Here is a 15489-nt window from a genome sequence, read left to right as displayed (position 1 = left end):
CAGTGCGGGCGATTGTAGTTAGGTAGCTCTCTATAAACCATGTCTCATCCGGAAATAATTCTTCTCGGCCCCGGTAACAATCCCTTCCTATTATTACCCCCCGTGTTTCAAAGCCCCCCTTATCCAGGGCCTAAGCATGCCAATGGCGCGCGATTTTAACGCCCCTTTTTAGCGCACGAAAGCCCCCTCCCCAACCCGCTAAACGCCCAAATAAAAAGGGCTACAGCCGATTTCCATGGTGTCACGCGGCGTACTTTTCAAGCCTGCCATCAGCAGCGGATTGCTTCCGTCGTGTTACATGAAGACATACGCTCGCAAGACCGCTTGTCAGGCCAAAACACGTCCTGCGACAATTTCTCCGTGACAATATGTCGCAGTGCCGCACACCCCTTTTCGGCGTCGAATCACAGCCCCTTTACATTTCCTCTCGGGCAAAAAAATGCCCCGCACTTCCAAGGGAAGAACGAGGCGGCCCAAGCAAAATTTAACCTTTTGCTCAGTCTGCTTTTTTCCGGTTGCGGTAAATGCCCAGCGGTACCAGTACCGAGGTCATGACAAAAGCCACCAGCGCCCACTGCGCCAGCGACAGGCCGAGCACGGGCGGATACGGGGTTGAGCAAAAACCATCGACCTGAAACCCCAGCGGGAAGATCGCCGCCAGCGGCAAGCCATCGACAATCGGCTGCAACGCGTCAAGACCGCAGCTCACCGCAGGGTTAGCCAGGATATAGACATGACGCCCGGCAGCGATAATGCCACCGATGGCGCTCAGCACGACCAGCACTTCAAGTGCCGTCAGGCTGCGGCGGCCAGGCATCGCGGCGCCAATAAAGGCAAAGATCGCGATCAGCAGCAGGGCATAGCGTTGCAGGATGCACAACGGGCAAGGCGCCTCGCCGAGCACGATCTGCATATAGAGCGCACCGCCAATCAGCGCCAGGCAGATCAGCCCCAGCAGGACCAGGAAGCGTTTCTCCCGACCCAATTGCATCATGTCTTCCGTCATCCCGCGTCCCTTTGCCTGAGTGTGAAAAGCGCGCAGTTTACACCCTGACCCTCGGATTGGATGTATCTGAACATTGCAGGGAAAGTGTCGCAGGGGGATTAATGGGGGATTAAGGCCCCGACCTGATACACGTAGCCGCTGCCGCAGGCTGCGATGGATTGCGCAGCGACCCTGCTTTGCAAGGTCCTGCGGCCCTTATCGCAGCCTACGGCAGCGGCTACAGTTTTAACCTGTATTGGCAGGTTACTTCAGCTCAGCAGCCGGGCCGAAGAACTCGTAGCGACTTTGTTGCTCTGGCACGCCCAAGGCTTTGAGATGGCGCTTTACGGCACCCATAAAGCCTTTGGGGCCCAGGAAGTAAGCATCCAGATCGCGCTCTTGTGGCAGCCACTGCGCCAGCACTTCCTCAGTTAACAAACCTACATGATCTGCCGACTCGCCCTGCTCGGCGTAGCAGTAAAACCGCTGCAGCTGTGGGTGCTGTTCTGCCAACTCATCGACCCAGCTACGGAACGCATGCACCTGGGCATTGCGCGCGCAGTGGATAAAGTGAATCGGGCGCTGTGTCGCCAGCGCGGCTTCCAGCATGGCCAGGGTCGGGGTAATGCCCACACCGCCACTGATCAGCACCAGCGGCTTCTGGCTGTCGGTCAGAGTGAACTCGCCCGCTGGCGGGAACAGCTCCAGGGTGTCACCCACGTTCAAGCGGTCATGCAGGAAGTTCGACACTACACCGCCGTCCTCACGCTTGACGCTGATGCGGTAGCGACCGACCTGGGCCAGCGCCGACAAGGAGTAGTTGCGACGTACTTCTTCACCATCAATCATCAGCTTCATGCCGATGTACTGGCCCGGGGCGAACTCGAGGATCGGTTGCTGGTCGACCGGACGGAAATAGAACGAGGTGATTTCTGCGCTTTCCTCGACCTTGGCCGCCAGCTTGAACTCACGCCCGCCACGCCAGCCGCCCGGTGCAGCGGCTTTTTCGTCGTAGATGGCCGCTTCGGCACCGATCAGGATATCGGCCAGTTGGTTGTAGGCCGCGCCCCAGGCTGCCAGCACCTGCGGGGTCGCGATATCGCTGCCCAGCACTTCCTCAATCGCTCGCAGCAAGCAGCTGCCGACAATCGGGTAGTGTTCCGGGAGGATTTGCAGCGCAACATGCTTGTTGATGATTTTGGCCACCAGGTCGCCCAACTGGTCGAGCTGGTCGATGTGCCGCGCATACATCAATACACCGCGAGCCAGGGCACGCGGCTGGTCGCCACTGGCCTGGTTGGCCTGATTGAACAGCGAACGCACCTGCGGGTACTCCGACAGCATCATGCGGTAGAAGTGGGTGATCAGCGCTTCACCGCCGCTTTCCAGCAACGGTACAGTGGATTTGACGATGGCACGATCCTGAGCGGTAAGCATATGGGTGACTCCTGAGCACGTAGGCTTAATCAATTACCCTTTACCTATCAGTTTCCGTGCCAAGATTAAAAACCTTTAAAATCAGTATCTTATAATCATATTAGTCATTTTGACACGGAGTGCTTTATAGTCATAACGACTAGATGAGGTCAAAATGACTGCAAAATCCCTGCTCACCACCCTGCTGCCTCTGGTGGCGGACCTGTCCCGCGACCTTCCTGAAAGCGAGCGCTATCGGCGCCTGCTGCAAGCCTTGCGCGCCCTTCTCCCCTGCGATGCAGCTGCTCTGCTGCGGCTGGACGGCGACTGGCTGGTGCCGTTGGCAGTGGATGGCCTGAGCCTGGATACGCTGGGCCGGCGCTTTAAAGTCAGCGAGCACCCGCGCTTTGAAGCCCTGCTCAGCAGCCCCGGGCCGACGCGTTTCCCCAGTAATTGTGAGCTGCCCGACCCCTATGACGGGTTGGTGGACGGGCTGGCCGAGCACCTTGAAGTTCACGACTGCATGGGCTGCCCGCTGTTTGTTGAAGAGCGCCCATGGGGGCTGCTGACCCTGGATGCCCTGGACCCCAAGCGCTTCGAGCCGATCGGGCTGGATGACTTGCAGGCCTTTGCCAGCCTGGCCGCGGCCACGGTCAATGTGGCGCAGCGCATCGAGCGGCTGGCGTTGCGGGTTGAGGATGAGCAGCAAAAAGCCGAATTCTATCGACAGGCCAGCGGCGCGCCCAACAAGGAACTGATCGGCCAGAGCAAAATCCACAAGCGCCTGCTGGAAGAAATCGCCCTTGTGGGCGGCAGCGACCTGACCGTTTTGATCACCGGCGAAACCGGTGTAGGCAAGGAGCTGGTGGCCCAGGCCATTCACGCCGCATCGCCACGGGCAGACAAACCGATGATCAGCCTCAACTGCGCCGCCCTGCCCGACACGCTGGTAGAAAGCGAGCTGTTCGGCCATGTGCGCGGGGCCTTTACGGGCGCCACCCAAGACCGGCGGGGCAAGTTCGAACTGGCCAACGGCGGTACCCTGTTCCTGGATGAAGTGGGGGAGCTGTCGCTGACCGTGCAGGCCAAGTTGCTGCGGGTGCTGCAGAGCGGGCAGTTGCAGCGTCTGGGCTCGGATCAGGAACATCAGGTCAATGTCCGGCTGATCGCGGCGACCAACCGCGACCTGGCCGAAGAAGTGCGCAGCGGGCGCTACCGCGCAGACTTTTACCATCGCCTGAGCGTCTACCCGCTCCGGGTACCGGCCTTGCGTGAGCGCGGGCGCGATGTGCTGTTGTTGAGCGGTTTTTTCCTGGAGCAAAACCGTTCCCGCATGGGCTTGGGCAGCTTGCGCCTGAGCCCCGACGCCCAAGCCGCACTGGTGCATTACTCCTGGCCTGGCAATGTTCGCGAACTGGAACACCTGATCGGCCGCAGCGCCCTTAAAGCCCTGGGAAGTTGCAGCACGCGCCCGCGCATTTTGACCCTGACGGCAGCGGATCTGGATTTGCCCGCTACCCACGAGAGCGCTGCAGTGGTTGAGCCGCAGAGCGTGCCGGATGCCGTCGGCGACTTGCGTCTGGCTACCGAAAACTACCAGCGCCAGCTGATCAGCGCCTGCCTTGAACGCCATCAACATAACTGGGCCAGCGCTGCGCGGGAGCTGGGGCTGGACCGTGCGAATCTGGGCCGGATGGCTAAGCGGCTGGGGCTGAAGTAAACCGCTAAACCTGTAGCCGCTGACGAGGCACGAGGCTGCGATGGGCTGCGCAGCGGCCCCAAGCGGTGATCCTGCGGCCCACATCGCAGCCTCGTGCCTCGTCAGCGGCTACAAAGAACTCGCCCCCATAGAAGATATGCAGCGCCTACAGGAATCGGTTTTCAGGTCGATAACCCTGTATCGCTGCCCCTCAACAGAAGGTTTTTATGTCATCGAACAATGCCCGCGCAGATTCACTTTCGCTTCTGCTGTTCACGCTGCGCAGCGGCAAGCTGATGGCGATCAACCTGCTCAAAGTCAGCGAGATCATCCCCTGCCCGCCATTGACCAAAATGCCCGAGTCACACCCCAACGTGAAAGGCATTGCGGTATTGCGCGGCGCCCCGCTGTCGGTGATCGACCTGAGCCGCGCCATCGGTGAGCAACCGCTGCTCGACCCTGACGGCGGCTGTCTGATCGTGACCGATGTCAGCCGCTCCAAGCAGGGCCTGCACGTGCAGGCCGTGAGCAAAATCGTGCATTGCCTGAGCACCGATATCCGCCCGCCACCCTATGGCTCCGGCCGACGCTCGTACATCACCGGCGTCACCCAGGTCGATGGCGTGCTGGTGCAGGTGCTGGACATCGAAAAAGTGATTCACGGCATTACCCCCGCCAAGGTTGAAGCCAATGACGGCACCCTCAGCCGCGAAGAAGCCAAGCTGCTGGCCAACGCGCGAATTCTGGTGGTGGATGACAGCCAAGTGGCGCTGCAACAATCGGTGATCACCCTGCGCAACCTGGGCCTGCATTGCCACACGGCGCGCAGTGCCAAGGAAGCCATCGAGCGCCTGCTGGAACTGCAGGGCACTGAAAATCAGATCAACGTGCTGGTGTCCGATATCGAAATGTCCGAAATGGACGGCTACGCCTTCACCCGCACCGTGCGTGACACCCCGGACTTTGCGCACCTGTACGTGTTGCTGCATACCTCGCTCAACAGTTCGATGAACAGTGAAAAGGCACGACTGGCCGGGGCCAATGCGGTGCTCACCAAGTTCTCTTCACCTGAACTGACCCAGTGCCTGATCCTGGCCGCGCGTACCGTTGCCGAGCAAGGCTACTAAGCACCATGAGCGAGTACTGCCTGTTGCTGCGCAAAGACCTGACTCGCCCGCTGACAGCCGCGCACTGGCCTGCAGATGTCAGCCTGGTGACGCTCAGCGATGAGCTGCTGCAACCGGTGCATGCCTTGCTCAGCCAGGGTTACAGCGATGGCAGCGGCAGTATCGAATCCCTGGAGGACTGGCGCCACAACCTGCTGCACGATGCCGAATTCGACCCGCAGTTGTGCTTTATCGCCATGCGCTCAGGCATCGTGGTGGGGGTTGCGCAAGGCTGGACCAGCGCTTATCTGAAGGATTTGGTGGTGCATGCCCGACACCAGGGCCAGGGCATTGGCCGGGCGCTGCTGGCGCGTGTGTTTGAGGTGTACGCACAACGCGGTGAGCCCTGCGTTGACCTGAAGGTCATGGAGAGCAACACCGCGGCCCGTCGTCTGTACGAACGGGCCGGGATGGTTCAGGTGCAGCGCATCGAGCTCTGAATCAGCGCTTGCCCATGGTTTTACGTGTGCCGTGTGGCGGTGCGCCTGGGGTTGTGTCGTGGCCGCCGAGACCGCTCTTCTGGTAGTAGGCCTTGCCTTGGGACTTGGCCTTGGCAAACTCAGAAGGCTTGAACGGGAAAGTGAACGCAGGAATCACCGGTTTTTTCGGGGTCTCCAGGCTGGTTTCATTTTCAACCAGTTCAGTGCCCAGGGCATCAGGAGCCGTCGATTGTGTAGGGGTAGTCATGAAAGCTCCGAAATTCGGTAAAAAGTCAGGCCAAGTGGCGCAATGCCGCGCAGTATACCTGCGCGCCCCCTGTGCGTTGCACTCACTGGTCGTAAATTTAAAGATTCGCTGCCCCCTGTAACCGCTGCCGCAGGGGTTGTGCTTAACCTTTAACTGTCAGCAATGTCAGTTAGCAGTCACCGTACTGACCGGGTCTGCGCGCTATAACTGATTGATCTGCCCCCATCCCACGCACACGGCGTCAATCAGACATGCCCAATAAAACCCGAAAAATTTTGCTGGGCACGCTCGTGATTGCCCTGATCGGTGCCGGCCTCTGGGGGCTCAACCGCACCGCTCCAGGCATTGCCGCAGGGGGCGTACCGGTGCCGGTACGGGTTGTTCAGGTGCTGGAGCAGGATGTCCCGCGCTATGTCAGCGGCATTGGCGCAGTGTTGTCGCTGCACAGCGTGACGATCCGCCCCCAGATCGACGGTATCCTCACCGCCATACAGGTTGAGGAAGGCCAGACAGTCAAGGCCGGGGATCTGTTGGCGACACTGGATGACCGCTCGATCAAGGCCAGTCTCGATCAGGCCAGGGCCCAACTGGGGCAGAACCAGGCGCTGCTGCAAGTCGCGCTGGTCAACCTCAAGCGCTATCAGTTGTTGAGCGTGGACGACGGCGTGTCCAAACAGACCCTCGATCAGCAACAGGCGCTGGTCAATCAGCTCAAGGCTACGACCCAGGGCGATCAGGCCGCAATCACGGCGGCGCAGGTACAGTTGTCGTATACGCAAATCCACTCTCCGGTCACCGGTCGTGTGGGGATTCGCGCAGTGGATGCGGGTAACTTTTTGCGGGTCAGCGATGCTCAGGGGCTTTTTTCCGTAACCCAGATAGACCCTATCGCCGTGGAGTTTTCACTGCCCCAGCAGCAATTGCCCACCTTGCACGACTTGCTCGAAGCCAAAGACCCGGCCCGGGTCAAAGCCTTTATCGGCAACCCCGATAGCAGCGGCACGCCGCTGGGCGAAGGGCGCTTGAGCCTGATCGACAATCAGGTGTCGGCGACCACCGGCACGATCAAGGTCAAGGCCCAGTTTGACAACCCCAAACAGACGCTATGGCCCGGCCAACTGGTCAATGTCGAGATCCAGACCGGGCTGACGCAGAACGCGCTGGTGGTGCCGCCCCAAGTGGTGCAACGCGGGCTGGACAACTACTTCGTGTACCGGGTGAACGGCCAGCACGTCGAAACAGTGCCGGTGCAACTGGTCTATCAGGACACCCAACAAAGCATCATCACCGGGGTCAACCCCGGCGACACACTGGTCAGCGATGGCCAGTCGCGGCTCAAGCCCGGCGCGCGGATTGAAGTGCTGGGCGAGCCCACGGCCGCTCAGGTGCAGCCATGACCAGCAGCCGTTCAGTGTCCGCCTGGTGCGTCGACCACCCGGTCGCCACGGTGCTGCTGACCTTCGCCCTGGTGCTGGTGGGGCTGATCGCATTCCCGCGCCTGCCCATCGCCCCCTTGCCCGAAGCCGAGTTCCCGACCATCCAGGTGTCGGCGCAATTGCCCGGCGCCAGCCCGGACACCATGGCGTCATCGGTGGCAACGCCCCTGGAGGTGCAATTCAGCGCCATCCCCGGCATGACCCAGATGACGTCCAGCAGCGCACTGGGCTCCACCACCCTGACCCTGCAATTCACCCTGAGCAAAAGCATCGATACCGCCGCGCAAGAAGTGCAGGCGGCGATCAACACCGCGTCCGGCAAACTGCCCAAGGACATGCCGACCCTGCCGACCTGGAAGAAGGTCAACCCGGCCGATAGCCCGGTGCTGATCCTGAGCATCAGCTCCCTGCACATGCCCGGCACCGAGCTGAGCGATTACGTCGAAACCCTGCTGGCGCGCCAGATCAGCCAGATCGACGGCGTGGGCCTGATCAACATTACCGGCCAGCAACGCCCGGCAATCCGGGTCCAGGCTTCTGCCGACAAACTGGCCGCCATTGGCCTGACCCTGGCCGACATTCGCCTGGCCATCCAGCAAACCAGCCTTAATCTGGCCAAGGGCGCGCTGTACGGGCCGTCGAGTATTTCGACCCTCTCGACCAACGATCAGTTGTTTGACGCGGATGAGTACGCCAGATTGATCGTCTCGTACAAGGACGGCGCCCCCGTGCAGCTACGCGACGTAGCGCGCGTGGTCAACGGTGCAGAAAACGATTACGTGCAAGCCTGGTCCGGGCATCAGCCGGGGCTCAACCTGGTGATATCCCGCCAGCCGGGGGCGAACATCGTTGAAACCGTGGACCGCATCCAGGCCGCCCTGCCCGGCCTGCAAGCCATGCTTCCGGCCTCGGTTGAAGTGACCGTGCTGAGCGACCGGACCAAAACCATCCGCGCCTCTCTGCATGAAGTGGAAATCACCCTGTTGATTGCCGTGTTGCTGGTGGTCGCCGTGATGGCGCTGTTTTTGCGCCAATGGTCGGCCACGCTGATTGTGTCGGCGGTACTCGGCGTCTCGCTGATCGCCAGTTTTGCGTTGATGTATGTGCTGGGTTTCAGCCTCAACAACCTGACACTGGTGGCGATTGTGGTGGCCGTGGGGTTTGTGGTCGACGATGCGATCGTGGTGGTGGAGAACATTCACCGCCACCTCGAAGCCGGCGAAAGCATGCGCGATGCGGCGATCAAGGGCTCCAGCGAGATTGGCTTCACCGTGGTGTCCATCAGCTTCTCGCTGGTGGCGGCGTTTATCCCTCTGCTGTTCATGGGCGGGGTGGTCGGGCGGCTGTTCAAGGAATTCGCCCTGACCGCGACCTCGACCATCCTGATTTCGGTCGTGGTGTCGCTGACCCTGGCCCCGACCCTCGCCGCGCTGTTCATGCGCGCCCCTGTGCACAAAGCCGATGCCACGCCCGGCTTTGGCGAACGCTTGCTGGCACTGTATGAAAAGGGCTTGAAGCGGGCCCTGGCCCACCAGCGCCTGATGCTGGGGATTTTCGGCGTGACGCTGGCCATGGCCATTGCCGGCTATGTAGTGATCCCCAAAGGTTTCTTCCCGGTTCAAGACACCGGCTTCGTGCTCGGCACCAGCGAAGCGGCATCGGACATCTCGTTCCCCGACATGATGCAAAAGCATCTGGCGCTGGCCAAAATCGTCAGTGACGACCCCGCCGTGCAGGCGTTTTCCCATTCGGTGGGCGTGACCGGCAGCAACCAGACCATTGCCAACGGCCGGTTCTGGATTGCCCTCAAGGACCGGGGAGATCGCGATGTGTCGGCCAGTCAGTTTATCGACCGGATCCGCCCGCAACTGGCCAAGGTCCCGGGCATCGTGCTGTACCTGCGCGCAGGCCAGGACATCAACCTCAGTTCGGGGCCAAGCCGCAGCCAGTATCAATATGTACTCAAGAGCAACGACGGGCCGACGCTCACCACCTGGACCCAGCGCCTGACCGAAAAGCTGCGGGCCAACCCGGCCTTTCGCGACTTGTCCAACGACCTGCAACTGGGCGGCAGCATCACCCACCTCAGCATCGACCGTAACGCCGCGGCCCGTTTCGGCCTCACCGCCACCGATGTCGATGAGGCGCTGTACGACGCGTTTGGCCAGCGTCAGGTCAATGAGTTCCAGACCGAGACCAACCAGTACAACGTGATCCTGGAGGTGGACGCGCAACAGCGCGGCAAGGCCGAGAGCCTGAACTACTTCTACCTGCGCTCGCCGCTGACCGGGGAAATGGTGCCGCTGTCGGCCGTGGCCAAGGTCGATGCGCCCACCAGCGGGCCGCTTTCGATCAGCCATGACGGCATGTTCCCGGCCGCCAACCTGTCGTTCAACCTCGCCCCCGGCGTAGCCCTGGGCGATGCGGTGCTGATGCTCAACCAGGCGAAAAACGAAATCGGCATGCCGAGCACTATCAGCGGCAACTTCCAGGGCGCCGCCCAGGCGTTCCAGAGCTCGCTGGCCAGCCAGCCGTGGCTGATCCTGGCGGCGCTGGTGGCGGTGTACATCATCCTGGGCGTGCTGTACGAAAGCTTTGTGCACCCGCTGACCATCATTTCGACCCTGCCCTCGGCAGGGGTCGGCGCGCTATTGATGCTCTGGATCTGCGGCCAGGACTTTTCGATCATGGCGCTGATAGGACTGGTGCTGCTGATCGGTATCGTCAAGAAAAACGGCATCCTGATGATCGACTTTGCCCTCGATGCCCAGCGCAACCGCGGCTTGAGCCCCGAAGACGCCATCTACCAGGCCTGCATCACCCGTTTCCGTCCGATCATCATGACCACCTTGGCCGCCTTGCTTGGTGCCCTGCCGCTGATGCTCGGCTACGGCACCGGCGCCGAGCTGCGCCAGCCGCTGGGGATTGCCGTGGTGGGCGGGTTGCTGGTGAGCCAGGCGCTGACGCTGTTTACCACGCCGGTCATATACTTGTGGCTTGAGCGGCTGTTCCATCGTTCCAAACCGATCACTGAGGCGGGTTATGCGCATTCTGATTATTGAAGATGAAGAGAAAACCGCCGATTACCTGCACCGCGGATTGACCGAGCAAGGCTACACGGTGGATGTGGCCCGGGACGGGATCGAAGGTTTGCACTTGGCGATGGAGAGCGATTACGCCGTGATCGTGCTCGATGTAATGCTCCCGGGGCTCGACGGCTTTGGCGTACTGCGGGCCCTGCGTGCGCGCAAGCAAACCCCGGTGATCATGCTCACCGCCCGCGAGCGGGTCGAAGACCGCATTCGCGGTTTGCGCGAAGGTGCCGACGATTATCTGGGCAAGCCGTTTTCGTTTCTTGAACTGGTCGCCCGCCTGCAGGCCTTGACCCGCCGCAGCGGCGGCCACGAACCGGTGCAAGTGACGGTGGATGACCTGTGGATTGACCTGATCAGCCGCAAGGCCAGCCGCGCAGGCGCCCGTCTTGACCTGACCGCCAAGGAGTTTTCACTGCTCAGCGTGCTGGCACGGCGTCAGGGTGAAATCCTCTCCAAAACCGCCATCGCCGAGATGGTCTGGGACATCAATTTCGACAGCGACGCCAACGTGGTCGAAGTCGCTATCAAACGCCTGCGGGCCAAGCTCGACGGGCCGTTCGAACACAAGCTGCTGCACACCATTCGCGGCATGGGCTACGTGCTGGAGCGGCGCGGTGTTTAAGCGGCCCCAACACCTGGACTCCATCGCCCTGCGCTTGAGCGCGATGTTTACCCTGGTGGCGTTGCTGGTCTTTGTGTTGATCGGCGGTGCGCTTTACCAACAGGTCGACACCAGCATCAGCCGCCTGCCCGAAGCGGAGCTGGAAGCCCGGTACAGCGTGCTTGAGTCTTCGATCAACCGCTACGGCAACCTCGAACATTGGGCCAAGATGAGCGCCAAGCTCAAACTGCTCAGCGAAGAAGACAAGCGCATCCGGTTTTGGGCCATCAGCCCGGACCCCGCCTATGAATACGGCAATCCCGAGGCCCGGGTCCGCGAACTTGCCCAAGGGCAGACCGGCGTGCAGGACGTGCAGTTGCCCGGCCAGGCTTACCCGTTCAAGGTGCTGATCAGCGAGGTACCGGCCAAGGAGCAACGCCCGGCGCTACGTTTTGTGATCGGCATCGATACCCAGACCTTCCGCCAGACCCAGCACCACTTGCTGATCGCCCTGATCAGCCTGGCGACATTAGGCGTGTTGCTGGCCTCGGCGCTGGGCTATTGGGTGGCGCGGATCGGCCTAAAGCCGCTGATCAAGTTGTCTGAAGAAGCGCAAAAGCTGGCCCCTCCGCGCTTGTCCGGGCGCCTGCACCTTGCGCCACTGGCACCGGAGCTGGATCAGTTGGTCAGCGCCTTCAACTCAACCCTGGACCGGGTCGAGCAGGCCTATACCCGGCTGGAGTCATTCAATGCCGACGTGGCCCATGAACTGCGTTCGCCGCTGACCAACCTGATTGGCCAGACCCAGGTTGCACTGACCCGCGGGCGCTCGGCCGAGCATTACTTCGAGGTGCTGCAATCCAACCTTGAAGAGCTGGAGCGGCTGCGCAACATCATCAATGACATGCTCTTTCTGGCCAGCGCCGACCAGGGCAGCAAGGCCAGTAAACTGACCCGTGCTTCTCTGGCGGATGAAGTGAAAACGACCCTGGACTACCTGGAGTTCATCCTTGAGGACGCACAAGTACAGGTGCGGGTCAGTGGCGACGCTGACGTCAGCATCGAAAAGCCTCATCTGCGCCGGGCGCTGATCAACCTGCTGAACAACGCCGTGCAGCACACCGCTGCCGGGCTGTCGATTGACGTTCAGATCAGCCACACGGCGACTCAGGTGACCATCAGTATCAGCAATCCTGGCGAGCCGATTGCCTCAGAACATTTACCACGCCTGTTCGAGCGTTTTTATCGGGTAGATGCCGCTCGCTATAACAGTGGCGCTAATCACGGACTGGGGCTGGCCATCGTTAAAGCCATTGCGCAAATGCACGGCGGCGAAGTATTTGTGCACAGCCAACAAGGCAGAAATACATTTGGACTGACATTACCCGAACCCAAGAATTAAACATCTATAAACACAACATCAAATAAAAAAACAACAAATACCCTGCAACACATCAAACAAACACAATAACTATGCGCGCCCCGCGCCCTAGAGCCTCGACTATCTCGCCCACCCAATAAACATCCACTGTCATCACCACACCTGTTACTTATGACAGTAGACAACATAAATCCCCCTCCCCACACTCCCCCTGCAACATGTATTAAATATCTATCCCAACTGCCTCAATTAAAGTTCGCGACCTTACGCACTTAACTTACCCAAATAGGTAGTTCTCATGAATGACTTCAATAGCAGTGACGAATCCGCCAAAAATAAAGACACCCATGCGCTAGCAGGGCCTGCGACCCTGATTTTAATCGGCGGTAGCGGCGACACTGACACGCCAATCAATACAGGATGCGCTATCCCGACGCCCTCCCTTGTTCAGGATGCCAACGGCAACACCGTGTTCGACGGGGTCGTTTACTGGAGCATGAGCACCAACCCGCATATGCCGAACTTTAATATCACCAACACCAGCGCTCGAAACTGCTTGATCACAGGGCCAGTGACACAAAGTTTTTCACTCACCATGAAAGCCACCTACCTCAATCTCACAAACTCAAAAACAATTTCCGTTAAAGCCATTAGTTCTACCACGCCCAAGATCAAAACAGTTTCACCCACCCCATAACAGCGAGTATATAAAAGAGGCTTCAATAACGCTTAAAGTGAAAGTAACAGGCATCCGACCTGAGGATGCCCGCCACCACATGGGCCAACCCGGCTTATCCGGGAGTCAACACGGTCTATGCCTCGTTGTGGGACTCGCGACTAAACTACGAGGTTTCACAATGATTAAGTTTGCCGTCGCGTAACAGCGCCCGGCACATGTCAAACTTGCAAGTCGAACTTCAACATTAAAACGCGCTTACCATTGTGCTGAGCCGCACTCTGCATTGTCCGACGCATGACACAATGATGAGCATCTGTGCCACAAACTCCTGCAGGAACTGAGCAAAGCTGCAACCTTTACCTTCAAAAGGATCGCAGCCTTGCTCAGTTCCCTGTGGGCTTGATGTGTCTAGCCCGCCCATCTCTCGATTTGTTACCTTAAACGCAAAAGTCCTTGTCCAAAACATGGCTTTTTCGCCACCCCGCACCACTATAGATTTAGGCCATCACACAGCACTTGCTAAGCAAGAAGGTCTTTGAAATGTCCACCAGTATGGGTATGGCTAGCGTTTTCGTTTTGTCGTCTTTGTTGTTGTCGCCCTTGGCCATGGCGGAAGAATCGCCCGCATTTGTCGCACAAAATGTCGCCCGCGCCGCCGCCTTTGAACAAGGTCAGGCAGAGCTTACGGCACGCCATCAAAACGACGCAAAGCCCCAGCAAACACAGGTTGAAGTCAGCGACTCGCAACAGGCGAAAGACAGCTGATCTCACACCTTCAGACTTCCCGACCCAGTCAGTCACGCGCTACAAATGTGACTTACTGTTTCAAAAGCCGCTACCATAGCGGCTTTTTTTTGGTCTTAAAAAAAGGCGCCCTGACCTTGGGCGGCCCATGACGGGCACCGGATTGTTTAAAAAAATACAACAGCAACCCCACCTTAAAAGGAGCTCAACACCGGTGAAGCATTCACTCAAACTCTGCCCTTTATTCCTTGCCCTGGCTGCAACGATCCCCGCTTTCGCTCACGCAGAGGACGACGCATCCAAAGACGGTTTTGTTGAAGGCTCCAGCCTCAAGCTTCACGCCCGCAACTACTACATGAACCACGACATCCGCAGCCCCCGTGCCGATGACAGCAAAGAGTGGGGGCAAGGTTTTATCGGCAAATTCGAGTCGGGCTTCACCCAGGGCACGGTCGGCTTCGGTCTGGATGCGTACGCCCTGCTCGGGCTCAAGCTCGATGGCGGCGGGGGTACGGATGGCAGCAGCATCCTGCCGGTCAGTGATGGCAACGGCAAAGCACCAACAGCATTCTCCTCAGCCGGTGCGGCGCTGAAAATGCGTGCGTTCGATACCGAGCTCAAGGCGGGCGACATGTTTCTGACCAACCCGGTGATTGCCGGCGGTGAGTCCCGCATGCTGCCGCAGTCCTTCCGCGGCGTCAGCCTGACCAATAACAGCTTCGAAGGCTGGATGTTCGAAGGCGGCCAGGTCAGCTTCGACAAACCGTACAACCAAAGCGGCATGCGCCGTCTGACCACCACTTACGGTGATCTTGGCGACCAGAGCAGCAAGCACATCACCTGGGCCGGGGTGTCCTGGAGCGGTGTACCCGAGATCACCAGCAATCTGTATGCAGCCCAATTGCAGGACATCTGGAACCAGTACTACTACGACCTGGATTACACCTATGCGCTGAGCGATAGCATCAGCCTTAACCCCGGCCTGCACTTCTATCACACCCAGGACACCGGCAAGGCGCTGCTGGGGGACATCGACAACAACACCTTCAGCCTGCACTTTGCAGTCGGCGTGGACGGACACAAGGTGACGGCGGTTTACCAGCGGGTAAACGGCAACACGCCCTTTGATTACATCTACCAGGGCGACAGCGTTTACCTCGACAACTCGCAGCAGTACTCGGACTTCAACGGCCCGAACGAGCGCTCCTGGAAGCTGCAATACGAATATGACTTTGCCGGGATCGGGATCGCCGGCCTGACAGGCAGTGCCTCATACTCTCGCGGGGAGCTGGATCTGACCAAGGCTGATTCCAACAGCATCGGCTACAGCAACTGGTACAACCCTGAGGGCAAGAACGCCCACCATTGGGAGCGCGACCTGGGGCTAAAATACGTGATCCAGGAAGGCAAGGCCAAGGACCTGGCGGTGAGTCTGCGCTGGGCCACCAACCGCGGCAATACCGCGTACCAGAGCGTTGACAACGATGTCGATGAGTATCGGGTGATCGTCGACTATCCTATTGATGTGTTTTAATCCGTGACCATAAGGCCAGCTTTTTAGCTGGCCTTATCTCTATAAGGCAACACCTTATGGCAGGGC

General features: G+C 59.5%; 13 protein-coding genes. 10 read left to right on the top strand and 3 right to left on the bottom strand.

The window, feature by feature from the left end; translation table 11 throughout:
* Nucleotides 1–496: 496 nt before the first annotated feature.
* Together BLW11_RS08360 and hmpA are read right to left on the bottom strand one after the other, a co-directional pair.
* A complete protein-coding gene (locus tag BLW11_RS08360) occupies nt 497–1006 on the bottom strand; it encodes a disulfide bond formation protein B (protein ID WP_048359146.1) in 510 nt (169 codons plus the stop codon).
* Nucleotides 1007–1249: 243 nt separating this feature from the next.
* A complete protein-coding gene (gene hmpA / locus BLW11_RS08355) occupies nt 1250–2422 on the bottom strand; it encodes an NO-inducible flavohemoprotein (protein WP_048359147.1) in 1173 nt (390 codons plus the stop codon).
* 154 nt (nt 2423–2576) lie between these two features.
* Between hmpA and norR the strand changes: the two genes are divergently transcribed.
* The 3 genes from norR (at nt 2577) to BLW11_RS08340 (ending at nt 5706) form a co-directional block, all read left to right on the top strand.
* Nucleotides 2577–4121, top strand: coding sequence for a nitric oxide reductase transcriptional regulator NorR (gene norR / locus BLW11_RS08350; RefSeq protein ID WP_048359148.1), 1545 nt, complete (start codon nt 2577–2579; stop codon nt 4119–4121).
* A gap of 206 nt (nt 4122–4327) precedes the next feature.
* The gene (locus tag BLW11_RS08345) at nt 4328–5227 is read left to right on the top strand and encodes a chemotaxis protein (RefSeq protein ID WP_048359149.1); all 900 of its coding nucleotides are present in this window, start codon (nt 4328–4330) and stop codon (nt 5225–5227) included.
* A 5-nt stretch (nt 5228–5232) separates the two neighbouring features.
* Nucleotides 5233–5706: a GNAT family N-acetyltransferase gene (locus tag BLW11_RS08340; protein WP_048359150.1), complete on the top strand. Its 474-nt coding sequence runs from the start codon at nt 5233–5235 to the stop codon at nt 5704–5706.
* A 1-nt stretch (nt 5707) separates the two neighbouring features.
* Here BLW11_RS08340 and BLW11_RS08335 read toward each other — a convergent pair whose 3' ends face one another.
* Complete coding sequence (locus tag BLW11_RS08335; RefSeq protein WP_048359151.1) at nt 5708–5953, bottom strand: hypothetical protein; 246 nt, start codon at nt 5951–5953, stop codon at nt 5708–5710.
* 251 nt (nt 5954–6204) lie between these two features.
* On the opposite strand from BLW11_RS08335, the gene BLW11_RS08330 reads away from it, so the two are divergent.
* The 7 genes from BLW11_RS08330 (at nt 6205) to BLW11_RS08300 (ending at nt 15423) form a co-directional block, all read left to right on the top strand.
* Nucleotides 6205–7350 carry an efflux RND transporter periplasmic adaptor subunit gene (locus BLW11_RS08330; protein WP_048359152.1) on the top strand — a complete coding sequence of 382 codons (1146 nt, stop codon included), beginning with the start codon at nt 6205–6207 and terminating at the stop codon, nt 7348–7350.
* On the top strand, nt 7347–10451 hold the full coding sequence (locus BLW11_RS08325) for a multidrug efflux RND transporter permease subunit (RefSeq protein ID WP_048359153.1): 3105 nt from the start codon (nt 7347–7349) through the stop codon (nt 10449–10451). The genes BLW11_RS08330 and BLW11_RS08325 overlap by 4 nt, the downstream gene beginning before the upstream one ends.
* The gene (locus BLW11_RS08320) at nt 10432–11106 is read left to right on the top strand and encodes a heavy metal response regulator transcription factor (protein ID WP_048359154.1); all 675 of its coding nucleotides are present in this window, start codon (nt 10432–10434) and stop codon (nt 11104–11106) included. The genes BLW11_RS08325 and BLW11_RS08320 overlap by 20 nt, the downstream gene beginning before the upstream one ends.
* Nucleotides 11099–12487, top strand: a complete 1389-nt coding sequence (locus tag BLW11_RS08315; protein WP_074836741.1) for a heavy metal sensor histidine kinase — start codon at nt 11099–11101, stop codon at nt 12485–12487. Before BLW11_RS08320 ends, BLW11_RS08315 begins: the two co-directional genes overlap by 8 nt.
* Nucleotides 12488–12764: 277 nt before the next feature.
* Complete coding sequence (locus BLW11_RS08310; protein ID WP_048359155.1) at nt 12765–13163, top strand: hypothetical protein; 399 nt, start codon at nt 12765–12767, stop codon at nt 13161–13163.
* Nucleotides 13164–13685: 522 nt separating this feature from the next.
* The gene (locus tag BLW11_RS08305; RefSeq protein ID WP_048359156.1) at nt 13686–13910 is read left to right on the top strand and encodes a hypothetical protein; all 225 of its coding nucleotides are present in this window, start codon (nt 13686–13688) and stop codon (nt 13908–13910) included.
* Nucleotides 13911–14103: 193 nt separating this feature from the next.
* A complete protein-coding gene (locus BLW11_RS08300; protein WP_048359157.1) occupies nt 14104–15423 on the top strand; it encodes an OprD family porin in 1320 nt (439 codons plus the stop codon).
* The last annotated feature ends 66 nt before the right edge of the window (nt 15424–15489 follow it).

Source organism: Pseudomonas deceptionensis, from assembly GCF_900106095.1.
Classification (GTDB): domain Bacteria; phylum Pseudomonadota; class Gammaproteobacteria; order Pseudomonadales; family Pseudomonadaceae; genus Aquipseudomonas; species Aquipseudomonas deceptionensis.
Note: the sequence above shows the minus strand (reverse complement) of the source record. Positions and strands in the feature narration are given on the sequence as shown.